18 protein-coding genes are annotated in these 23,382 nt (G+C 62.5%); 12 read left to right on the forward strand and 6 right to left on the reverse strand.

The window, feature by feature from the left end; all coding sequences use genetic code 11:
• The first annotated feature begins 18 nt into the window (after positions 1 to 18).
• From RCF49_RS01885 to RCF49_RS01920, 8 genes are all read left to right on the forward strand, one after another.
• A complete protein-coding gene (locus tag RCF49_RS01885) occupies positions 19 to 1,026 on the forward strand; it encodes a dipeptidase (RefSeq protein ID WP_342642353.1) in 1,008 nt (335 codons plus the stop codon).
• 81 nt (positions 1,027 to 1,107) lie between these two features.
• Positions 1,108 to 2,190 carry an ABC transporter substrate-binding protein gene (locus RCF49_RS01890; RefSeq protein ID WP_342642354.1) on the forward strand — a complete coding sequence of 361 codons (1,083 nt, stop codon included), beginning with the start codon at positions 1,108 to 1,110 and terminating at the stop codon, positions 2,188 to 2,190.
• Between the two features lie 116 nt (positions 2,191 to 2,306).
• Positions 2,307 to 3,146: an ABC transporter permease gene (locus RCF49_RS01895; protein ID WP_342642355.1), complete on the forward strand. Its 840-nt coding sequence runs from the start codon at positions 2,307 to 2,309 to the stop codon at positions 3,144 to 3,146.
• On the forward strand, positions 3,143 to 3,937 hold the full coding sequence (locus tag RCF49_RS01900) for an ABC transporter permease (RefSeq protein ID WP_342642356.1): 795 nt from the start codon (positions 3,143 to 3,145) through the stop codon (positions 3,935 to 3,937). The genes RCF49_RS01895 and RCF49_RS01900 overlap by 4 nt, the downstream gene beginning before the upstream one ends.
• A complete protein-coding gene (locus RCF49_RS01905) occupies positions 3,934 to 5,073 on the forward strand; it encodes an ABC transporter ATP-binding protein (RefSeq protein WP_342642357.1) in 1,140 nt (379 codons plus the stop codon). Before RCF49_RS01900 ends, RCF49_RS01905 begins: the two co-directional genes overlap by 4 nt.
• A gap of 39 nt (positions 5,074 to 5,112) precedes the next feature.
• Positions 5,113 to 6,801, forward strand: a complete 1,689-nt coding sequence (locus tag RCF49_RS01910; RefSeq protein ID WP_342642358.1) for a hypothetical protein — start codon at positions 5,113 to 5,115, stop codon at positions 6,799 to 6,801.
• Positions 6,785 to 7,450, forward strand: coding sequence for a DUF3726 domain-containing protein (locus RCF49_RS01915; protein WP_342642359.1), 666 nt, complete (start codon positions 6,785 to 6,787; stop codon positions 7,448 to 7,450). Before RCF49_RS01910 ends, RCF49_RS01915 begins: the two co-directional genes overlap by 17 nt.
• Before the next feature lie 57 nt (positions 7,451 to 7,507).
• On the forward strand, positions 7,508 to 8,935 hold the full coding sequence (locus RCF49_RS01920) for an aldehyde dehydrogenase family protein (RefSeq protein WP_342642360.1): 1,428 nt from the start codon (positions 7,508 to 7,510) through the stop codon (positions 8,933 to 8,935).
• Positions 8,936 to 8,944: 9 nt separating this feature from the next.
• Here RCF49_RS01920 and RCF49_RS01925 read toward each other — a convergent pair whose 3' ends face one another.
• On the reverse strand, positions 8,945 to 9,910 hold the full coding sequence (locus RCF49_RS01925) for a LysR family transcriptional regulator (protein ID WP_342642361.1): 966 nt from the start codon (positions 9,908 to 9,910) through the stop codon (positions 8,945 to 8,947).
• A gap of 265 nt (positions 9,911 to 10,175) precedes the next feature.
• Between RCF49_RS01925 and lexA the strand changes: the two genes are divergently transcribed.
• Positions 10,176 to 10,883: a transcriptional repressor LexA gene (gene lexA, locus RCF49_RS01930; protein WP_342642362.1), complete on the forward strand. Its 708-nt coding sequence runs from the start codon at positions 10,176 to 10,178 to the stop codon at positions 10,881 to 10,883.
• A gap of 15 nt (positions 10,884 to 10,898) precedes the next feature.
• Here the strand turns inward: lexA and RCF49_RS01935 are convergent, their stop codons facing one another.
• The 4 genes from RCF49_RS01935 to RCF49_RS01950 form a co-directional block, all read right to left on the reverse strand.
• Positions 10,899 to 12,857, reverse strand: a complete 1,959-nt coding sequence (locus RCF49_RS01935; RefSeq protein WP_342642363.1) for a hydantoinase B/oxoprolinase family protein — start codon at positions 12,855 to 12,857, stop codon at positions 10,899 to 10,901.
• 10 nt (positions 12,858 to 12,867) lie between these two features.
• Entirely contained in the window at positions 12,868 to 14,889 is a 2,022-nt protein-coding gene (locus tag RCF49_RS01940; RefSeq protein WP_342642364.1) for a hydantoinase/oxoprolinase family protein, read from the reverse strand.
• 48 nt (positions 14,890 to 14,937) lie between these two features.
• A complete protein-coding gene (locus RCF49_RS01945) occupies positions 14,938 to 15,912 on the reverse strand; it encodes a helix-turn-helix domain-containing protein (protein ID WP_342642365.1) in 975 nt (324 codons plus the stop codon).
• Positions 15,913 to 16,126: 214 nt separating this feature from the next.
• Positions 16,127 to 17,476, reverse strand: a complete 1,350-nt coding sequence (locus RCF49_RS01950; protein ID WP_342642366.1) for a purine-cytosine permease family protein — start codon at positions 17,474 to 17,476, stop codon at positions 16,127 to 16,129.
• Between the two features lie 536 nt (positions 17,477 to 18,012).
• Between RCF49_RS01950 and RCF49_RS01955 the strand changes: the two genes are divergently transcribed.
• From RCF49_RS01955 to RCF49_RS01965, 3 genes are all read left to right on the forward strand, one after another.
• Entirely contained in the window at positions 18,013 to 19,362 is a 1,350-nt protein-coding gene (locus RCF49_RS01955) for a DcaP family trimeric outer membrane transporter (protein WP_342642367.1), read from the forward strand.
• Between the two features lie 245 nt (positions 19,363 to 19,607).
• Entirely contained in the window at positions 19,608 to 21,461 is a 1,854-nt protein-coding gene (locus tag RCF49_RS01960; protein ID WP_342642368.1) for a tetratricopeptide repeat-containing sulfotransferase family protein, read from the forward strand.
• Positions 21,458 to 22,282 (forward strand): S1 family peptidase, encoded by an 825-nt coding sequence (locus RCF49_RS01965; RefSeq protein WP_342642369.1) that lies wholly within the window; start codon positions 21,458 to 21,460, stop codon positions 22,280 to 22,282. Before RCF49_RS01960 ends, RCF49_RS01965 begins: the two co-directional genes overlap by 4 nt.
• A gap of 115 nt (positions 22,283 to 22,397) precedes the next feature.
• Here RCF49_RS01965 and RCF49_RS01970 read toward each other — a convergent pair whose 3' ends face one another.
• Positions 22,398 to 23,372 carry a quinone oxidoreductase family protein gene (locus RCF49_RS01970; protein WP_342642370.1) on the reverse strand — a complete coding sequence of 325 codons (975 nt, stop codon included), beginning with the start codon at positions 23,370 to 23,372 and terminating at the stop codon, positions 22,398 to 22,400.
• Positions 23,373 to 23,382: the final 10 nt, after the last annotated feature.

Genomic DNA, 23,382 nt, shown 5'->3' on the forward strand with positions numbered 1-23,382 from the left:
GGCCGAGCGACGGAGAAGATGATGCTGTTCATCGATGGGTTGAATTGCAGCAAGTTTGACAGAGCGGTTTTCGAAGAGCTGCGCGATGGCGGCATGAGCTGCATCACGACCTGTCTCGGCTTCTGGGAAGACACCACCGAATCCCTGGATGCTCTGGGCCGGTTCCGCGATGTCGTGCGCGCCAATGCCGATCTGGTCGCGATTGCCCGCACCGCCGCGGAGATCGAAGCGATTGTCGCCTCCGGACGCTGCGCCCTGCTCGTCGGATACCAGAACACGACGGCTCTGAGCGGCCGCATTCGCTATGCGGAATTCTTCGCCGAGCTCGGCGTTCGGGTGATGCAGCTTACCTATAACAATCAGAACGAGTTCGGCGGCAGCTGCTATGAGCCGAATGACAGCGGCATCAGCCGCTTCGGCCGCGAGATGGTGGCGGAGTTCAACCGGGTCGGCATCCTGATCGACCTCTCCCATGTGGGCGAGCGCACCTGCCGCGACGTGATCGCGATCTCAGAGAAGCCGGTGTCGGTGACCCATGCCAACCCCTCGGACCTCATTCCGCATCTCCGCAACAAGTCCAATACGCTCATCAGGGAACTTGCGGCCAAGGGCGGCGTCATCGGCCTTGCAACCTATGCCAATATCTCTGGCGACTACATTCAAAGCGCGGATAAATGGTCGGAGATCGTCGCCTATGCGGCCGACGTCGCGGGCATCGATCACATCGCGATCGGCACCGACCATGGACGCAATATCGGCATGCCCGAGCTTGATTGGATGCGCATGGGCCGCTGGTCGCGCATCCCGAATTTCGGCGCAGGATCGGCCGCCCGCCCCGGCAAAGTGCCGGAGCCGGAATGGCTGAAGACCATGCGCACTTTCGGCGGCATCGCCGATGCCCTTGGCCGCCGGGGCTTCTCTGAAGCTGAGACCGCAGCGATCATGGGGGGCAATTGGCTGCGCCTCTACAGGCAGGTGTTCGACGAGGTCGTCGAAGCACAGCCCGCATCGGTGCGCGCGGCGTAACCGGGCTGGCAGCTCGATGGCGGACCGCCAGCGGGGAGCATGGCGAGCCTGCCCGAGCAGGTGAAATGGGGAGTGGAGAACATGACAAGCGGAGTGGATAAGAAGCAAGGCGTTTCCCGACGTGGCTTTCTCATGGGCGCGGCCGGGACGGGATTGGCGGCCGGCATGGGCTTTCCCGCCATAAGACCCTCGCGCGCCGCGGCCGGTCGCGTCGTCTATGCGACCTGGGGCGGATCATGGGAAGTTGCCATCAAGAAGGCCTGGTTCGAGCCGTTCACCAAGGCGACCGGCATCGAGGTGGTGGCCGTCCAGGACAATACCTATGGCAAGTTCCAATCCATGGTCGAGAGCGGCTCGACCGAATGGGACGTGGTGGAAACCAACCCGGACTTCCAATTCATCGGCGCTGAGCGCGGCCTGCTCGAGCCTTTGGATTTCTCGATCATCGACAAGTCGAAGATCATGCCCGGCGACAATTTCGTCACCGACTATTCCGTCCCGCAGGTGCTCTGGTCGCGCCTCATGGCCTATAATACCAAGGCGCTCAACAACAAGGTGCCGGAGGATTACAAGGCCCTCTTTGACCTCGACGGCTTCCCCGGCAAGCGGGCCTTCTACACCAATCCCAATTCCGGTGCCTTCGAAGCAGCCCTTCTGGCCGACGGCGTGCCGCCCGATCAGCTCTACCCGCTCGATATCGATCGCGCGCTTGAGAAATGGAGCGAGATCCGTGACCAGATCAGCTTCTATGAGACCAATGCCCAGGCCCAGCAATATATCTCGGACGGCCAGGCGGCACTCTCCGTGATGCCTGATGGCCGTGCCCTTGCCGCAGTAAAGGATGGCTCGCCCGTCGCGATCCAGTACAACCAGAGCATCATGACCTGGTCCTCCATGGTGGTCCCGAAAGGTGCCAAGAACCGGGACAATGCCATGAAGTTTCTGGCCTATGTCTTGAGCCCGGAGGCCCAAGCGGCGATCGCCAACGAATATACCTACGGACCGGTCGTGCCTGATGCCTTCAAGCTGATCTCGCCTGAGCGGGCCAATATCCTCTCCGGCGGGCCTCAGCAGCAGGGCAAGTTCATCATGGCCAACGAGAAATGGTGGGCCGAGAATTTGGAAGAAGCCAGTGAGCGCCTGACAGAATGGCGTCTGATGTAAGCCCGTTGGCGCATCGGTCGGGCCGGCTTTCCGGTCCGTCCGACGCGCAGGCCCTGCCGGATCCGGCTGTCGTAGCGGGAGGTCGCATCCGGTTGCTGCCGCATGGAGTTTCCAACATGCGCCTGTTGATCCGCCGCAATGCGCCGGCCCTGCTGCTGGCCCCGGCCTTCATTCTGCTTGCGGCATTCTTCATCGTGCCCGTGCTGCGCCTTGTCGGGCTGAGCTTCGAGGGCTCCTCCGGCGCATTCGAGCATTATGCGCGCATTGCCGAACGCCCGGTCTATCTGCAGGTCCTTCAGCGCACCTTCCTGACCAGCGCCGCCACCGCGATCCTCTGTGCCATTCTCGGCTATCCCGTCGCTTATAGGCTCGCCACCGCCTCGGCCCGCACGCGCCTGATCTTGCTCGCGCTCATCCTGATCCCGTTCTGGACCAATTTGCTCGTGCTTTGCTATGGCTGGCTGATCGTCCTCAATCCGCAAGGTGCGCTCAACACGCTGCTGACCAGCCTCGGACTTGCCAGCGTGCCGATCCCCATGAGCGGCAATATCGTCGGCGTCCTCGTCGGCATGGTGCAGACCATGCTGCCTTATATGGTGCTGCCGGTTGCAGCCAACATGGCGCGCATTGACGAGCGGGTTCTGCAGGCGGCTCGGAGCCTTGGCGCACCGCCACTCCAGGTCTTTCTGAGGGCCTACCTGCCGATGACCCTTCCCGGCGTCATGGCCGGCGCCCTTCTCGTCTTCATCATGAGCATCGGCTTCTTCGTGATCCCCGCCATCCTCGGCGGCACACGCGACATCTTCATCGCCCAATTGATCGAGATGAACATCAACCGTGTGATGAACTGGGGCTTTGCGGCCTCGCTCTCGACCATCGTGCTGGTGGCAACGCTCGTTCTCTACGTGATTGGCGTGCGCTGGTTCCGGCTCGGCACCGTCTGGGGCCAGTCATGACCCCGCGCCGCCCGCTCCAATTCGTCATCACCGCGACCGTGGCCCTGGTGATGCTGATGATGATCCTGCCCAATATCATCATCATTCCCGCATCCTTCGGCGGCGAGGACTACATCATCTTCCCGCCGCGCTCGCTCAGCACGAAATGGTATGAAGCCTTTGTGAGCACGCCCTCCTGGCAGCACGCGACGCTCAACAGCTTCATTGTCGCGCTCTGTTCGGCCGCGGCGGCAACCGTGATCGGCACGCTCGCAGCCTTGGGCCTCGTGCGGCTTGCCCCGCGCACGCGCAGCTTCATCATGAGTGTCTTCCTGCTGCCGACCATCGTGCCGACCATCATCACCGCGGTCGCCCTCTATAATGTTCTCGCAACCGCGGGAATGCGCGGCGGCATCTTCGGCATCGTGCTGGGCCATACGATCATCGCGACCCCCTTCGTGGTGATCAATGTGGTCGCGGCTCTCCAGCGCATGGATATGCGCCTCGAGCATGGTGCCCGCAGCCTCGGCGCCTCGCCCTGGCGTGCCTTCTATTACGTGACGCTGCCGATCATCTGGCCGGGCATTGCCGCCGGCGCGGTCTTCGCCTTCCTCACCTCCTTCAGCGAAATCGTGCTGTCGCTCTTTCTCACCAGCGGCTCCAGCACCACGCTTCCCGTTCAGATGTGGAGCGGCATACGCTTCGAGATCAACCCGACGGTCGCGGCGGCATCGAGCCTCTTCGTGGTCCTGTCCTGCATCATGCTGCTGCTGATCGGCATGTTGCGCCGGAAGGGAGAAACAACTCCATGAACAATAAACTCGCATTGATGGCGGCCGATGACGGGCCGGCGCTCCGCCCAGGCGGACAATCCGCTGTCACGGCCGGCCCGGTCAAGCGCGAGCCCGCCGGAACGCACCGCCTCGGTTCGGATATCGAGGTGCGTGGGCTTTCCAAGCGCTATGGCGAAAGCCTTGTCGTGAACGACATCTCCTTCACCGTGCATGCGGGTGAGTTCCTGACGCTCCTCGGCGCGAGCGGCTCGGGCAAATCGACCACCTTGATGATGATCGCCGGCTTCGTCGAGCCGACCGCGGGAACGATCCTGCTTGGCGGGCGCGATATTGCTCCTCTCCCCCCGGAGAAGCGCAATCTGGGCGTGGTGTTCCAGAACTATGCCCTGTTCCCCCATATGAACGTGTTCGACAACATCGCCTTCCCCCTGAAGATGCGCGGGGCCAGCCGCGCCGAGATAAACGACAAGGTGGGCAAGGTGCTCGACCTCGTGGAGCTCGATGAGCGCCGCCACCACCGCATTGCGCAGCTCTCCGGTGGCCAGCAGCAGCGGGTCGCGCTGGCGCGGGCGCTGGTGTTCGAGCCGCCGGTCTTGTTGATGGATGAGCCCATGGGCGCCCTCGACCGCCGTCTGCGCGAGCAGTTGCAGCGCGAGGTCATGCGCATCCAGCGCAGCCTCGGCCTCACGGTCATCTCGGTCACCCATGACCAGGAAGAGGCGCTGCTGATGTCGGACCGCATCGCCATCATGGCGGATGGCGCCATTCAGCAGATCGACAGCCCGCAAGCGATCTATCGCTCACCGCGCACCCCCTTCGTTGCGTCCTTCCTCGGCGACAGCAATTTCCTCCGCGTCCGCAGCGCCGATCTCGTGCCGGCGCCGGAAGCGGCCTCCGATGGGTCGGGCCTTCGCAAGGCCATGATCCGGCCGGAGGACATTCACATCGTCAGCGCCGGCCAGTCTTCGGACATCACCCTGCCCGGCACCATCGACAGCATCGAGTTTCCCGGCGGTGCCTTGCGCGTCGCGATCAGCACCGAGGCTGGCCTGTTCGAAGCGCGCCTTCATCACAGCGAAGTCGAAGGCCTCGGCCGTGGCTCGGCCGTGACCATCGGCTGGCGCCGCGACGACATGGTGCTGTTCGAGGAATAGGGTTGAGTGGCCCGAGCGCGGCTCGAGGGATCAAACGCCATGGCACAGAGCACTGACGCACATCACGACCAGGCGACGAAGACGCCATTGCGCAGCCCGGAGCTGGTCATGCGGCTTGCCCGCCTGGGCTCGATGCACATGTCGCGCCTGAGCTTCACCCGCACCCTTGTCAGGCGGGCGCGCGAGAATGGCTGGCAAGTGACCCGTCCGGTCTGGGACTTGGACGAGAACGGTTATGGCCGCGCCGTCTATGCGGTGCGTATCGGCAATCGCGACTACAGCCTCGTTGCCTTCTCGCAATATCTCGCACCCGAGATGCGCATCGATCGGGTCATCGCCCAGGCCTGGGACACCTGCTACGTGCTCTATGACGGCCTTCCCGATCAGGCGGAGCTCGATCGTCTTCAGCAATGCGTGCCGTATCAGGAGGCGCGGCGCTATACTGAGCGCGAGCTGGTCCTGGCACGCGCCAACAAGAGCGAACGGCTGTTCGATCTTGTCCAGGAGGCATTGGCGGCGGGCCGTCAGCCGGACGAAGCGGCCCTCCGCGAGATCGGCTATCTCCTGCGCACCAGCGCCGTCTATGGCAATGGCAAATTCGGCATAGCCGATTGGCAGGTGATCGCGGAACGGCCGGAATTTTCAGGCCCCTTCATGGCCGAAATGCTCACCGTCTGGCTCATCCGCACCTTCACTGTGGACCTGGTCGAGCATTGCGCCCGCATGATCTCGCCCGCAACAGCCGTGCGCCTTGATCCCGCCTTGCGGCGCCGGCTCGGCATCGGCAACTCCACAGGCCTCGGCATGGCACCCTTCCTCGTGCGCCATCCTAGGCTTCTGCATCGCTGGATTCTAGCGCGGGAAACGGCCCTTGCCCGGGTGCGCGATATCGCGCATCTCACCCCCGCGACGCTCGATCACTTCAACAAGGCGCTTACGACGGCGCTCCAGGATTATCGCTGGTGGCGGAGCGAGGATGAGGAGCAATCGGCCCGCATTGCCCGCCTCTGCGAAGATCTTGAGATCGCGCGGGGCTGGACCGGGCAGCTGACCGAGGCCACGGACCATCCGTGGGATCTCCTCTACCGCCGTGCCGAGGCGAGTTTGAGCCTTGATGGCCAGGAATGCCTGGTGTCGCTCCTGATCGAGCCCCAGGGGCACCTCATCGATGATCTCTCGGCCACCATGGCCAATGATGAGGACGAGATCGGCCGTATCGACGGGGCCATGACCTGCGGTACACTGGCCGAGACCATCCGGGCGCATTATGGCTGGGCACTCGGCATCGACTTCACCCATCCTGATGCGACCGCCCGCTTCTGGTACACTTCGCAGGAAAAGCTCGAACCACGCCTTGGCTGGCGGGGCGACGATGAAGGCGATGAACTGGAATTGCCGCTGGGCTATGCCCGCGAGGCAAAGCGCCTCTATGAGGTTCTGCTGACGCGGCCGGAAGACGAGCGCGTCGGGCAGTTGGCTATCGATGAACCCGAGTTGAGGCACACGATCAGACGGGCGCAATGTATCCCGTCCCACCCTTACGGGGAGATCCGCGACAATATTCTCAGCGCCGACCTGCGCCCGCTCGATCTCATGCGCTGCAAGCTCTCATTCCTAGGCGCTGCCTTCTACGACCCGCGCTCCAATCTGAGCCTGCGCATCAGGCTCTACCAAGGCGCACCTTTCCCCGATGAGCTTCACGAGACCGGAAATGACGCAACTTGGTAGCACCGCTGCGGCTATGCGGATGGACGAAGCACCCCTCATGTTCGATCTCTCCATGAACGAAGTCGAGATGACCGCCTATAAGGCGGCGCGCGGGGCGGGCCTCCCCTGGGGGCTCGCCGAGGATGCCGGCCGGGCAGCCCGCTGGCTTGCACGTGCGGGTTTCGACTGGTCGACCAGCCTGCTTTCTATGCTCAGCGCCGGCGCCGGCGAGATGACGTCGCCCTTCGCCTTGGCGGCGGAGGTGACGGACGTCCTCCTTGCCACGGGGGGCGCAAGGCCAGCGAGCAACCCGCCGGCGATCGGACATGCGCGGGTGATGCAGCCCCTCTGGGCGGTTCCTGTGATCGCCCATGCCGCGCACGGCCTTCACGCAGTGCGGATCATGATCGGTGCGGACACCATGATCACCGATGGCGATAGGGTCTGGGCAACATGCAGCCTCACCCATATGGGCAGTATTCCATGGGCCTATGTCCTCGTCGAAACGATCACGTCGCAGGAGCCGCCCTTGGCCCATCTCTGGCAGCCGACCGCCACGCGCTCCTTGATACCGGAGGCCAATTACGTGGCGCTCGAAGCGCTCGTCTATCGCACCTACGTGCCCACAAGCGAGAAATCCCGCCTGCGTGGGGCCGGCGGCCGCCCCTGATCTCCACCTGCGGCGCTGTCTCGGCAGCCGCCCCCTCCCTTTTGAATGAGGCTTTCCATGAAGCATGCCACGCAGTTCTATATCGACGGCGCCTGGGTTGATCCGCTCTCGTCCGAACGCATCACCGTCATCAACCCGACGACGGAAGAGCCCTTTGCCGAGATCGCCGCTGGGACGAGTGCCGATGTGGATCGCGCGGTCAAAGCGGCAAAGGCCGCCTTTCCTGCCTTCTCCACCACCTCGAAAGAGGAGCGCCTCACGCTGTTGAAGCGCATCCTCGACTGCTACATGGACCGGCGCCAGGAGGTTGCCGACGCCCTCACCCAGGAGATGGGCGCACCGAAGCGGTTCGCGCTTGATGCCCAGGCACAGACCGGCGTCAACCATCTGCGGCACACGATGATCGCGCTGGAGAACTTCGCGTTCGAACGACCTCAGGGAACCACTCTCATCGTGCGCGAGGCAATCGGCGTCGTCGGGCTCATCACCCCCTGGAACTGGCCGATCAATCAGCTGGTGCTCAAGGTCGCGCCCGCTCTTGCCGCGGGCTGCACCATGGTGGTGAAGCCGAGCGAGATCGCGCCCTTCGGCGCCATGATCTTCGCGGACGTGCTGCATGAGGCCGGCGTGCCAAAGGGCGTGTTCAATCTGGTGAATGGGGATGGGCCGACCGTTGGCCATGCGATCTCGTCCCACCCCGATGTCGCGATGGTCTCGATCACCGGCTCGACCCGCGCCGGGGCGGCCGTCGCCAAGGCGGCAGCGGACACGATCAAGCGCGTCGCCCAGGAGCTTGGCGGCAAGACCGCAAATATTCTGCTCGACAGTGCCGATTTCGAGGGAGCCGTGCCCCGCGGCGTACAGAATTGCTTCCGCAACACCGGACAGTCCTGCACCTCTCCCGCCCGCATGCTGGTGCCGGCGGCGATGGTCTCCAAGGTTGAGGAAATCGCCAGGCAGGCCGCCGAAGCGATGCGGGTAGGTGATCCAACCCGCGAGGACGTTGACTTGGGGCCAGCGGTCAGCAAGGCGCAGTTCGACAAGATCCAGCATTATATCGAGGTCGGGATTGCCGAAGGCGCCAAGCTCGTGACCGGTGGTCCAGGGCTGCCAGAGGGTATCAATCGCGGCTATTTCGTGCGGCCGACGGTATTCTCCAATGTCAGCCCCGACATGACCATCGCCCGCGACGAGATCTTCGGCCCGGTTCTGGCGATCATGCCCTACCGGGATCTGGACGAGGCCGTCGCCATCGCCAATGACACCGTCTATGGCCTCTCGGCCAATGTGCAGGGGGATCGCGAGACGGCGGTCAAGATCGCATCGCGCCTGCGCTCAGGCCAGGTGCTGATCAACTATCCCGCTTACGACTCAATGGCCCCCTTCGGTGGCTATGGCCAATCCGGCAATGGCCGCGAGCAGGGCGTCTATGGCATCGAGGAATATCTGGAAACCAAGGCGGTGGTCGGCGCCCTCGCCGGCTGACCGGCAGACCTACAGATCATCCTGGCGCACTGGCAGGTAATGGCCGGGCTGTTTGGCGGGCAGGAGCTCGTAATCGAGCACCTGCGCCTGCTCATGAATGACGTCGTAGATGGCGGACGCAAAGCGGCGGGTGCCCGGCAGCTGCCGCCGTTCCTTCTTCGACAGCAGCCCCACGATGCGATAGGCGGTTGGATCAGCAACGGGTAAGAACCGTAGCCCCTCGGCCCCCTGCACCCGGCAAAGCCGGGGCAGCACGCTCACGCCGAGGCCTTGCCGCAGGGCCGCGAGCAGGGAGAAAACACTGCCGATCCACATGACTGCCCGCTCTGCGATTTCCGTAAGCTCCGGCGTGCGGATCACCGCGAAACTGTCATTATAGATGAAGGGGCGGTCCTTGATGGCCGCCCAGGGCAGCGGCAGCGTCTCTCGGGTGAGCGGATCATCTTCCGCGCAGACAATATCGAAGGCATCCTTGAACAGCGGCTCGAAGCTGATCTCGTCTGGCCGCGGCAAATAGGCGGCAAAGGCGATGTCCACCACGCCGTCGAGCAAGGCATTGGCCGCATTCTTCGATTCCATCTGCCGCACATGAACTCCGAAACCCGGCAGGCTTTCTTGCACCCGTCGAATGGCGGCCGGCAGAAAGGCGATGGAGACCGACGTGACGCTCGCGACATCGCAGCGCCCGATCTGATTGCGCGCATAGGACTGCATCGTGGCACAGGAGGTGGCGAAATGGTGAAGGAGTTCGCGCGCCTCATCCAGCACCAGCCGCCCGAATGGCGTGAGATGAGCCTTTCTGTCCGCCTGAAAGAGCGGCGCGCCCAGCGTCTCCTCCAGCGCCTTCAGCGTCATCGACAAGGCGGAGGGCGTGCGCCCGAGCTTTTCCGCCGCGGGCTTGATGCCGCCGGCCTCCGCGACCGCGACAAAGACCCGGAAGGCCTTGAGATCAGGTGTGTTACGAGCATCCCACATCGGATGATGATCCCAATGACTGCAGGACTGAGAAAAAGCTCTCGCGGTCCCATAGCCTAGCGGCCAGCTTCAAGGAATTGGCATATCGCCGCCCCGGCAATATTTCTCCTCTCTTATGAAATTTGCCCTTTCGCACCGGTAATTCACGACCGGTTTACCTTGTCGAACATATATAGAACGCGTATAAAGGTTTCGTCTTTGTTCTCCACCGAGTCGGCGCAGGCCTGGACTGTTCCGCGCTGCGCTCGCCAACTGATGGACCGCCATGCTGACGCGCAAGCAACACGAGCTTCTCATGTTCATTCACGAGCGTCTGAAGGAAGCTGGTGTGCCGCCTTCCTTCGAGGAAATGAAGGAAGCGCTCGATCTGCGGTCCAAATCCGGCATTCACCGCCTGATCACGGCGCTGGAAGAGCGTGGGTTTATCCGCCGCCTGCCCCATCGTGCCCGCGCTCTTGAAGTGATGCGCCTGCCCGAATCTCATGGCGGCAGTCTCGCATCACCCGCGCCCAAGCGCTTCAGCCCCAATGTGATCGAAGGCTCGCTGGGCAAGGTGCGGCCCGCATCGACCGGCGAGCGCGAGCGTGCCGCAACCGCGGTCGTTCCAGTCATGGGGCGCATCGCTGCGGGCGTCCCGGTCGATGCCATTCAGGACCATACCCATAACATCGCCGTGCCGGCGGATCTCCTTGGCCCCGGTGAACATTTCGCCCTCGAGGTGAAGGGCGATTCGATGATCGAGGCCGGCATTTTCGAAGGCGACACGGTGCTCATCCGCCGCACTGATCATGCCAATAATGGCGAGATCATCGTGGCCTTGGTCGACCGGGAAGAGGCAACCCTGAAACGGCTACGCCGCAAGGGCGACTCGATCGCCCTCGAAGCGGCGAACCCCGCCTATGAGACGCGCATCTTCGGTCCTGATCGCGTGCGGATCCAGGGCAGGCTCGTGGGGCTCATCCGCCGCTATTGACCCCGGCGCGACCGTCTAGTTCGCCCAGGCAGCGGCCGATCGCTTGTGGAACATCTCACGGAACTGAGCCGTCGAATTGGGCAGTAGCGTGCCTTTCTCCCAGTCGAGGATCACCGCGTAACGGCGTACCGCATCGAGCGCATTGATCTTGCCCTCGCGGAACATGCGGGCGACCTCCTCCGGCTCTGTTGCGAGCCATTTGTGGCGCTCGGCACGGATCCGCTCCCGTTCTTTCCTGGTTGCCTCATGATCGATCTCGAATTTGAGGATCTCCGGATCGATCGGCCTGATGACCACACCATAGTCGATTACCGCCCGCTCGACCGACACATAGTCGTCGATGACGTCCTGCAGGACGCGCTCGGGGTCGCGTTCGAGCGGATCGCCAAACCCGCCGCCGCCGGCGGTCGGTCGGCCGAATTCATCGCCCTTGCCGATGGGAACGTTCGAAAAGACCGAGCCGAGCCATTCGGGCGCCTCGCTGCCCTTGCGCTTCAGGGTCAGGCCGTGCGGCATGGAGGGCAAGCCCCCCTCGATGCCCCAGACAATGGCGCGCTCGCGGTCACAGATATAGGAGATGACCGTGTTTTCGGCATCGAGCATGATCGATGTCTTCTGAACACCGGCGCCGCCCCGCCACTTGCCTGGGCCGGCGGAATCCGTGAGCACCTCGAAGCGGGTGGTCATGATCGGATTGGCGCGTTCCTGCCCTTCGACCGGCTGCGCCATCAGCCCGGTGCCGAAACAGGCGGTCGTCACATTACATCCGTCCCGACCATTGCGGCCTCCCCAGCCGCCCGGCAGCCAATCGTAGAACATGAAGATCGGCTTATTGGGGCTGCGGGCATCGCGTCCGCCTGTCAGAAGATATTCGAGGTTGAAGGCGCAGGCGATTGCGCGGTTTGGCAAAATCTTCGACCACATTTCATAGATGGCGTTCATGATCTTCTCGAACGGCATCAGAAACCCCGTCACCGCAACCGGCCACTTTGCATCGACAATCGAGCCCTCGGGCGCGCTGATCTCGAAGATGCGATAGAAGCCGCTATTGAGCGGAAGGTCCGGGAAGAAGGTCTTCATGCCCGCGGCAACGGCCGAGAAGGTCGCACCGAAAGCCGAGTTGTAGATCGAGCCGATGGTCGGGTGGCTTCCGGCAAAGTCGTAAGCGACCGTGTCCCCTTTGATCGTCAGTTTGACCTTTATCGGAATGAGGCCTTCCTTGTCCAGCGGATCCTGGTCGATGAAGTCCTGGGTCTCCCACACCCCGTCCGGCAGCGCGCTGATGCGCTGGCGCATGGCACGCTCGACATAGTCCTGCACGGAGGCCATGCCGAGCTTGACGGTCTCGGCGCCATACTTATCGACGAGGCGCAGGATCTCGCGCTCACAGACTTGCGTCGCCTGGGCCTGGGCGTGGATATCGCCGATGATGGAGGCGGGATCACGCGTGTTGGCCGCAATCAGATTGGCAACATCCGCGCAGAACCGGCCCTTGTCGAACAGCCTCACCGGCGTGATCCGCACGCCCTCGCGGAACATGTCGGTTGCCGCGACATCGAAGGAGCCCGGGACACTGCCGCCGAGATCCGACCAATGGCCATTGGACTGACTGAAGGCGATGATCTCTCCATTATGGAAGATTGGCCGGATCAGCCGGACGTCGTTGAAATGGGTGCCCCCGGCATAGGGATCGTTGATCGCATAGACGTCACCGGGATGCATGTCGTCCTTGAAGGCGCGGATCACGTCTTTGCAGGTGAAATGCAGCGTTCCCACATGCACCGCAATGTCCTGATTGCCTTGGGCGACGCAATTTCCTTCGGCATCATGCAAGGCGCTCGAGAAGTCGCGATTATAGATGACGAAGGAATAGCAGGTGCGCAGGATCTGCTCCGCCATCTGGTCGACCGCGGTGATGAACGAGTTCTTCAGAACTTCGAAGGTGACGGCATCGAGAGAAGGGGTCGTCAGCATCGGCTTCTCCTCAAATGCGGATGATGATGTTGAGATAGGGGTCCACTTCGGCTTTGGTGCCGGGCGGAACGATGGTCGTGGAGTCGAATTGCTCGATGACGGCAGGACCGGTGAAGGTGAACCCGGCCGGCAGATCATCGCGATGATAAATCGGTGTTTCGACGGAAGCCTCCGGGTCGAACCAGACAGGTCTGGTTGAACGGGGCTCCGGCACGATGCCGGTCGGCTCGTGCTTCATCAGCTCGGCCTTCGGCACAAGGCCCGTCGCCTTCAGGTTCAGCCGGTAGAGGCTGACCGGCGTCTCGTCGCGCCGGAAGTTATATTCCCGATTATGCTCGCGATGGAAGGCTTCGACCAGGTCAGCCATGCTGACGATCGGGCTTGGCGCGGTCACCGCGAGCGAGCGCCACTGGCCCTGATACATCATGTCCACCGTGCGCTGCAGGACGATATCGCCCGCAGCAACCCCCTCATGGGTCAGGCGCTCGACCGCCTCCTTCTCCATGCGCGAGAATTCGGCCTCGATCCCGGCAGGATCAGCCTCCGCAACCGCCTTGATATGGCTTTCGGAGAAATCGTGCTGGACATCGACCAGCAAGCATCCGAGCGCAGAGGTCACGCCCGGGCTCGGCGGGACGATCACAGCGGGGATCGACAGTTCCTTGGCGATCGCAGCCCCATGCAGCGCACCCGCACCCCCGAAGGCGACCAGCGCGAAGTCCCGCGGATCATAACCGCGGCTGATCGATATGAGACGCACTGCATCGGACATATTGGCATTGGCAACCTTGATGATGGCATCGGCCGCCGCGTGAAGCTCGAGGCCGAAGGGCTTGGCCACCCCTTCCCTCACCGCCTTCTCGGCCAGCTCCGGGTCGAGCGTGATCTTGCCGCCCGCCAGGCTGGTGCCGAGCCTGCCGAGAACCAGATTGGCGTCGGTATTGGTGGGCTGCATATTGCCATTGCCATAGCAGGCGGGCCCTGGATTGGCGCCGGCCGATTGCGGACCGTTGCGCAGCGAGCCCGCCTCATCCTGCCAGGCGAGCGAGCCGCCGCCCGCGCCGATGGTCAGAACCTCGATCGAAGAAAAGCGGATCGGATAGCCATATTCGACATACCAGTCCTTCGTGACGCGGGACTGGCCCTCATAGGCTAGCGACACATCCGTCGAGGTGCCGCCCATGTCCAGTCCGATGGAGTTCTTGAACCCACACAGCATGGCAATATGGCGGCTGGCGATGGCACCCGCCGCGATGCCAGAGCCGGCCAGCCTTGCCGCGAAATCCTCGACGCTCTTGGGCGTCATCACGCCGCCACCCGTGTGCAGCAGCAGGAGATCGCGGGTATAGCCGCCGGCATTGAGGCGCTTGCTCAAGCGCCGGGTATAATCGACCACCACAGGGCTCAGCACCGCATTGGCAACGGTGGTCGAGAACCGCTCATGCTCGAAGATCTCCGGCAAAACCTCCGAGGAGGTCGAGACCGGAACATCGGGCATTGCCTCGAGGAGGATCTCCTTCATCCGCCTTTCATTCGCGCCATTGACGAAGGCGTTCATGAAACACACGGCAATCGCTGAAACCCCGCGGCGCTTGAGGATGCGGGCGACCTCTCGCGCGGCCTCCTCATCGAGCGGCTTGACGATCTTGCCACTCGCATCGACGCGCTCGGGGACCACGAGGCGGTCGCGGCGGGGAATATAGGGTGGGACGACATCCTTATAGGTATCCCAGAGATCCTCCTTATTGGCCCGCCGGATTTCGATGACGTCGCGGAACCCTTCCGTGCACACCATCGCCGCGCGCGGCAGGCGACGGGTGATCAGGGCATTGGTGGCGACAGTGGTGCCATGCGAGAACAGCGCGACCTGCGACAGGTCGATGCCTGCCTTTTCCACACCGGCCATGATGCCCTCGATCGGATCGGCAGAGGAGGCCGTCTTCTCGATCCTCAGTGCTCCCGATGTCTCATCCATGATGCAGATGTCGGTGAACGTACCTCCGACATCGACCGCCACGCGCAAGTTGGCCATCGTGTTCTCCTGTTCAAATTTCTGATTGGCTCACCCTCGCAGGCGAACCTAACCGGGAGCAGCTTCGGCCCGTTTCATACGAAGCTGCTCCCTGGTGTCGCTGGGGGTGACACCAAATTCGGCCCGGTACAATCGGCTGAACTGCGCCTGGTCGCTGAAGCCCCATTCATAGGCGATTTCGGACACTTTCTTATGGCAGGTAGGGTCGCTGAGCATTTGCTTGCACATCAAGAGCCGCTGGAGCTTCACCCATTCGCTCACCGATCGGCCCTGGCTGCTGAAGAGCTGATGGAGGTAGCGCACGGAAATCCCGCAGGCGGCAGCGATCGCGTGCGGATTGAGCGCGCTGGATGCGAGATTGAGGCGAATGAATGTCTCAACCCGATGCAGATGCGCCATCTGTACGGAGGACGCGTTGGGATTGAGGGTGCGCTCATCGGCCGAGATCGCCATCGAGAGAAGGTCGACCAGATGCTTGCCGGACATGGCGCGCGCCGATTCATCCATCTCGGCAAGCCGAGCCGCGACCAGCCGCAGCACGTCCACGAACAGCGCGCCGGTTCCCTGAGTTGCATCGAAGCCGAGCGATGCAAGCCGCTCGGGCATGACGATCCGTGACCTCAATATCTCGCTCGGGATCTTCAGCACCCAAAGGGTGTTCGGCTCGCCATAAGAGAACTCATAAGGCAGGTGACTGCGCTCGACCAGGAACTGGCCCGGCTTGCAACGGGCCTCCCGGCCATCCTGAATGAAATGCACCTCCGACAGCTCGGGAACGGTGATGAGATAACTCTCGTCGCGTTCATGCAGCAGATGACGCTTGTGCCGACGATAGAGAAGCCCGTCCGACTCGAGCCGCGACATGGACAGGGAGCCGAGGGTCCAGCTATGCAGCGAGCCACCGAATTGCGGCTCGTTCTTGAACGTCAGATCGAGCGGGAAATAGGTGCTGGAGACCGCCTCATTCCAGTAACGCTTGCGATCGGCAGGATCCGCGTTCTTGGTCGAATATCGTGCATCCATTCGCACCTCCCATGTCGCCATTCGCGTGCGCAATCTGACGAGCATCCCCCGGTTCTTCGAGCCGCCCTCTGCCGTGGCGGTCAGAACGATATCTACGATATTTTCGGTGCGCCCCCTAGTCTTGCATCACAGTGCAAAGGGTTTTGACCGAGGGCGCACCCATTTTGCGCGAAGCCTTAGACCCGCCCGAAGGCCCTATCGCCTGCCTTTGCGCTCAAGTGGCAAAGAACCAGGAGCGCTTTGCGGCGCGCAGACCCAGTGCGTAGATGACAAAGCCGACCACCGCCGTTGCGGGCGCCGACAATTCGGCATAGAGGCCACCCGCCAGATAGAGCGCGATGCCGATGGCGGCCGCGCCGAACCACGCGCCAATGCCCAGTGGATTGAACGAAGGCACGTAGCCCGAGCGATATTCGACATTGCCGCCCGCGAGCTGATCGTAACGGGTGCTCAGGATATGCGCCATGGCAACCGCCACCCAGGCCACGACGAAGATGCCTTGATACGCGAGCGCCTGAAGCAGATAGCTGAACACATCCGCCAGCATGAGCACATAGACGAAGATGCCGACCACCACTGCCCAGCCCAGGCGCCCGAAGGGCAGCTTGGTGAACACGGCGACCAGCGCCTCCATGTTGACGGCGGCCAGATAGTAGTTCGCCGTGTTGATGCGGGTCTGCGTGACCCAGACGAATAGCAATGCCCAGATGCCCATGAGCTGCAGCAGAGCGGTCAAGACGGAGACTTCCGTGACGCCCACATCCGGCACCGTGCCGACCATGAACATGCCGAACAGGCCGCTCACCAGGAAGGTCATGAGATAGAAGGGCGTGCCGAAGTTGAAATAGGCGTGATAGTTGCTGTCTTCCTTCCGGCCGAAGCGGGCATAGTCGAAGGTGAACATCATCAACACCCAGACGCCCATGTAATAGACGAAGCAGGACCACCAGCCATGGGCCGGAGCCCCGCCCTCGGGCCCGAGATTGAGCCATTTGTCGCTATAGCCATATTGAGCGATGGCAAGGCCGACCGCCACGACCAGGCCGAGAATATAGAAGGGCAGCAGCACCCCGTTGAACTTATCCAGCCAGTTCTGGATGCTGCCGAAAATCAGCGGCACGCTGTAAAGGACCACGATCAAGGCGGCCCAGTGATAAGGTATCGAGGGAAAGACGGTGTTGATCCCGACCGCGATCACGGATCCTTCGAACACGGCATAATAGATCGCGGTGGCGCAGAAGATCAGGGTGGCTATGCACGCCCCCATGCTGCCGAAGAGGATGCGCGAGAAGAGCGCCACCGACAGGCCGGTTCTGATCGCATAGCGGCTGAGCACCGCGTTGATCGCACCATAGGCGATCACGGACAATACCATCCCGATGATGGCATTCCTGCTGCCGAAGCTGAGCGCCATCGCAGCCCCGACCACCACATAGAAGAGCGCGCTGCAGACCGCCCACCATGCCATGGTGAGGGCAAACCGTGGCATGCGCTCAGTATCTGGAACGGCACTCGTCGAGTAGTCGAGAGTGTCGACATCTTCTAATGATTGGATTCCCGCCATAGTCCCCTCCCGATCGCCGGTCGATCCGTCCTGGCCGGGGGCTCGAAAAGGGGCATGCCTCACCAGAGCCAAGGCCGAGGTCGAGCGACAGGTCCATCTGCGCATCCCACACCGCGCAGTACCGAAAGTGTAGGACGAAGACTTGTCGCTGTCTTTGGCCGAAGTGAACGATTTCTTGATTTATAGCGCACCCGACCAGTCGAGTGAGTGATTCATCATGCTTTCTGAGTCGGCCGAAGGACGGGGGCCGGGTGTTTTCTTCCGCATGAACGCCCGTCCAGTCTGCCGATTTTTTCCTCACCTGTTCACGACTTCACCACAGGAACACGAGTAGGGCGAGACAACTGTCACCGCAAAACCACAGAGAACCACTATTCCTTATCCGACCCGCCATTCCCTCTTATCTGGTCTCTTTTCCTTTTGCGCGCCGTGTGAGTAGATCACTGGAAATAGCGCTGAGCGTTCGAGGGGGAGAGTGGCGGATGATGACGAGGTGGTTGGGTCGGTCACTTCTGGCGGGTGTTGCTTTCGCGGCCATGACGGTAAGCGGTCAGGCTGATGAGCTGGCTGCCTTGAAAGCACAGCTCGAGGCGTTGCAGGCTCGGGTTAACCAGTTGGAGACGCAGCCCGAGATGCCCGCCCTGGCCGATGGCGTGAGCCTGATCACCTTCAGGCGTGGTTCGGAAGCAACCGCCGACTGGCAAACCGGGCGAGTAAGCGAAGCCATCCCGGCCGGCAGCGGCCTCACCATCGCGATCACCCCCTCTGCTGACCTGCCGGCGCCGGTTCACGAGGTCACCGTCAGCGGTTACGTCAAGGGCGACGTGATCTACGACTTCGACGAGGACCTGGGCGACTATTTCAGCTACACGGCGATCACCGGCCGCAGGGATCAGGACCACGTCCGCCTGCATGCCCGCCAGACGCGCTTCGCCATCAAGTCGAAATCCGATACCGCCATCGGCCAGATTCGCACCGTTATCGAAGGCGACTTCCTCTCCGGCGGCAGCTTCGGCAATACGGATTTTCGGCTTCGCTGGGCCTGGGGTGAATGGGATTTCATCCCCAACTGGACCTTCGGCGCCGGTCGGTATGACACCAACTTCATGTCACCCTTCACGGGAACCACCACGGTCGATTTCAACGGTGATGTCGGCCTGATCGGCACCTCCCGCACCAATCAGGTTCGCCTGACTTATGCCAGCGGCGGCATGACCTTCGCCTTTGCCGTCGAGGAGCCGCTCGGGGATCTCGGCGATCTGATCGACCAGTTCGGCGAATCCTTCGTTACCGCCGAGAACAGCTCGAATGACATCCCGAACTTCACGGCACGCTGGCAATATGACGCCCCTGGCGGACACCAGTTCCTCATCTCTGGTGTGATGCAGAACTATCATACCGATTCAGCGCTGGGCGGCGTCAGCGACAGCGCGGTCGGCTGGGGCGTTCAGGGCGCGGCCAACATCAATCTCGCCGACATCGCCACCCTGACCGCGTCGGTCATGTATGGCGACGGCATCGGCAGCTACCTCTTCGGCAACACCATCGGCGCCTATGTCGATGTTGACGGCGATATCCACACGACCGAGGCCTTGGGTCTCTATGCCGGCGTCATCTTCAACGTCACCGACACCACCTCGCTCAACCTCTCCTGGGGTTACGCGGACATGAACAAGAGTGAGGTGTTGCGGGCCAGTGCCGACAACACCACTATCGATGTGATGTCCGCCCATGCCAATATTCTCTGGCGGCCGGTGGAGCAGTTGCGCCTCGGCTGGGAAGTGATGTGGGCCGACCGCAAGTTCCTCGATTTCGACGGTGTTGACGCCGATATCCGACAGGCCGATGTCTGGCGCGCGCAGTTCGGCGCCTGGTTTTATTTCTGATCCGCGCTCTTGACAGCTCGGGGGTGACTCAGCCGGTCCAGGGATCTGGGCCGGCTTGCTCTTTTGGCCTGTGCCCTTTCTGCAACCGCGCCAGCACCGTTATCGCCCCTATGGCGCAAACCATGGAGCATTGCGGAAAGACTTGCTATATCCCTTTGCATGGGTGAGATGGTCGTGCACTTTCCGCCAAGGAGAAGCCGACCCGGAAATTTGGATGCGGCCCGTGAACGGTGCGCGCAGGTGGTATGGCGACTCTTTTGAAGGCCACATCTCTGGATATCGGGCGGGCGCGAGCACTTGCTGAGCACGGCGATGTGGCTGGTGCCCAAGCCGCGTACAAAGCTTTGCTGGTCGCGTCACCGCGGGACCCTGCTCTGCTGACCGAGATCGGCGTGTTCGAGGCGTCCCAAGGCAATGCTGCCGCAGCCCGTCGCCATCTCGAAAAGGCGCTCAAGCTCCGGCCGAATGATCCGGACATTCATTTCAATTTGGCAGAGCTCGCCCGGCAAGCTGATGCGGTGAGCCTGGCTGAGCGCCATTATCGCAAGGTCGTCGCGGTCGATCCAAGCCATGCCGATGCCCATTACGGACTTGGCGAGTCGCTGCGCCTTCTCGGTCGCAAGGACGAGGCGCTCCCCTTCTTGATCAGGGCGCATGAGCTCTCCCCCAAGGATCCGGAGATCCTGAACTGCCTCGGCATTTGCCTCGAGGAGAACGGGCATGTTGAGGATGCCGAGCAGGCCTTTCGCCGCGCGCTCGCCGCTTCCCCCGCTTACCACGATGCCCGGATCAATCTCGCAGCCTTGATGGCCGATCGCGACGACTTCGAGACGGCCGATCAGCTTTTCGCCGAGATCCCCTTATCGGCCCTGCCCTCTTCCATGCTCGGCCGCTGGGCCAATGTGCTTCTCTCCCTGCATCGCCGGGACGATGCCGCAACCATCGCCGACAAGGCTTTGGCCAAGAACCCGCGTGAGCTGTCAGCGCTGAATGTGAAGGCCACCATTCTGCAGCGGAACGGTGATTTCGACGGTGCCGAGCGGCTTGCGCGCGAGACGCTGAAGATCGATCCCAACCACGCCGACAGCTATCAGCGGCTGGCCACCATCCGCAGGCTCTCACCCGATGCTCGCGAGCCGCTCAAGCGCATTCTCTCCAATCGGAACCTTTCTGCCGAACAGCGCGCCACCGCCGGCTTTGCTCTCTTCACGGTGCTCGACCGAGAGGGCGATTATCCCGCAGCCTTCGCCGCGCTCGCCGAGGCCAATGCCATTCGCGCGGAGCAACGGCCTTATAAGGCCGACTATCATGACCAGATGGCCTCGCGCGTCATGGCCACCTTCAGCCGGGATTTTCTTGCCTCCCGCTTTGGCGAGGGCATGAACGAGCCGGGCCCGATCTTCGTGCTGGGCATGCCCCGCTCGGGCACCACCCTCGTCGAGCAGATCCTTGCCGCCTATCCGCAAGTGCATGCCGGCGGCGAGCGCAATGACCTCAACAAGCTGGCGCGTTCGATGTCGGGCTATCCTGAGCAGGCCGGCATCCTGGCATCCGACTGGGCGCTCACGGCAGCCCAGCAAGTCTTCGCGCAAATGCGGCAGGCCTCGCCCGACAAGCCTTGGGCCACCAATAAGGCGCCGGGCAATTACATGTTCATCGGCCTCATCGCCTGGCTCTTTCCCAAGGCGCGCATCGTTTATTGCAAGCGCGATCCGCTCGATACGGGCCTCTCCTGTTTCGAACAGAATTTTTCGCTCGATATAACTTTTTCGACAGACCTTCGGGCGTTTGCTCATGCCTACCGTCTGCATGAGCGACTGATGGAGCATTGGTTCAACGCCTCCCCCGTTCCGATCCACACCGTGGAATACGAAGCCCTTGTCCGTGATCCCGAGCCCAATGCCCGGGCGCTTGTGGATTATGTCGGGCTTGAATGGGACCCATCCTGCCTGCGGACCGACGAAGTTGACCGTCCGATCGACACTGCCAGCGTCTGGCAGGTTCGCCAGCCGATCAACGCCGGTTCGGTCGGCAAGTGGCGGCGCTACGAGCGGGAACTTGCACCCTTGATTGAGGCCCTGAGGGAAGGGGAAGAATGAAGCGGCTTGGATTCACGATACTCGGAGTCTTGGCGCTGGCCGGCTGCGTGTCGACGACGCCGGCCAGCAATCCACGCGTGATCAATATCGCAGCAACGCCGTCACCTGCATCGGCGCAGATCGCCGGGTCCATCCAGCACTTGGTGGACCAGACAAGCAACACCTACGTGACGCTCGTGGTCCATAATGCCTCGCCGCGCGAACGAAAGAAGGACGAATTGCCAGAGCCGGTTGCGTCCGGCTCGGGCTTCCTCGTCGATGACGAGGGAACCGTGGTCACCGCCGGTCATGTCGGCATGGAGAAGGGCTGGCTCGTCGAGGCCCGCGGCCCCAATGGCCGTATCTATCAAGGCACGGTCGAAGCGCTGTCTTACTCGCCCGATGTCGCCATCGTGAAGCTGCGCGACATGGAGGGCAACGCCGCGGTGAAGCCGACATCGAGCGCCTGCCTGCACAAGGGGCAGCCAATCTTCTCGCTGGGCAAGCCGCGGGCCGAAGGGGATATCGCGCGAACCGGCGAGCTGATCTCGTCCCATTTCGAGCGGCCTGTCACCTATTCCAAATTCGGCTATCCCGATGCGATGGTGTTGAAACTGTCGACCAGGCGCGGTGAGTCCGGCGGCCCGGTGTTCAACGAGCGCGGCGAGCTGATCGGCATGCTGGTCAGCACCCTGTCCGACAAGAACACCGGCACTCCATTGGATCTGGCCCATGCCCTGCCCGCCCCCATGATCGCCCGCGTGCTCTGCAAGATGACAAGCTGCAGCCCGGAATGGCGCCTGCTGGCGGCCCAGGACCAGGCCCAGTGCCCGAGCAGCTAGAGCATTATCAGCGAAGTGGATACTGGTTCGCGTGAAGCGAACCACAATACCCATCCAAAATAACAGCAGCCCGGCCTGGCAGAGCCACGGCCGGGCTATCTCTTTCCGGAATGGATCAGGGAATGAGGATGGTGGTGCCGGTGGTCTTCCGCCCCTCGAGATCGCGATGCGCCTGTGCCGCATCCGCCAGCGCATAGCGCTGATTGATCTCGATCTTCACCTTGCCGCTCGCGACCATATCGATCAGCCCCGCCGAATGGCGTGCGAGATCCTCGTCCTTGGCCATATAGTGGAGGATCCCCGGGCGCGTTGCATAAAGCGAGCCGCGCCTGCTCAGCTCCATCAGATCAAGGCTCTTGATCGGGCCGGATGCATTTCCGAAGCTCACGAACAATCCGCGCGGCCGCAGCGAGTCGAGCGAGGCTTCGAGCGTTGCCTGCCCCACTGAGTCATAGACCACGGGCACGCCCTCACCATTGGTGATCTCGCGAACCCGCTCCGCCACGTTCTCCCGTGTGTAATAGATGGTGTGATCACAGCCATGGGCGCGGGCAAGCTCTGCCTTTTCAGGCGATCCCACAGTTCCAATCACCGTGGCGCCCAACGCCTTCGCCCATTGGCACGCGATCAGGCCAACGCCGCCCGCCGCTGCATGAAACAGAATGGTCTGGCCAGGCTCGACTTTATAGGTGTCATGCAGGAGGTAGCTGACCGTCAGCCCCTTGAGCATCATGGCGGCCCCGGTCTCGTCCGAGATCAAATGTGGCAGCTTGGCCACCCGCTTGGCGGGTGCATTGCGCACCGCGCTATAAGCCCCGAGCGGACCCGTGCCATAGGCCACGCGATCGCCGACCTTGAGCGTGGTCACGCCCTCGCCGACCGCGATCACCTCGCCCGCCGCTTCAAGGCCGGGTGTCAGCGGCAGGCGCGCCGGATAAAGCCCGGTTCGATGATAGACGTCGATGAAATTGAGCCCGATGGCTGTCTGCCGGATCTGAACTTGCCCATCGCCGGGCGGCGGCACTGTCACCTCTTCGAGGGCCATCACTTCAGGTCCGCCGACCTGATGGATCCTGATCGCTTTCACCATTCTCAACCTC

The organism is Rhodoligotrophos sp. CJ14, assembly GCF_038811545.1.
GTDB lineage: Bacteria > Pseudomonadota > Alphaproteobacteria > Rhizobiales > Im1 > Rhodoligotrophos > Rhodoligotrophos ferricapiens.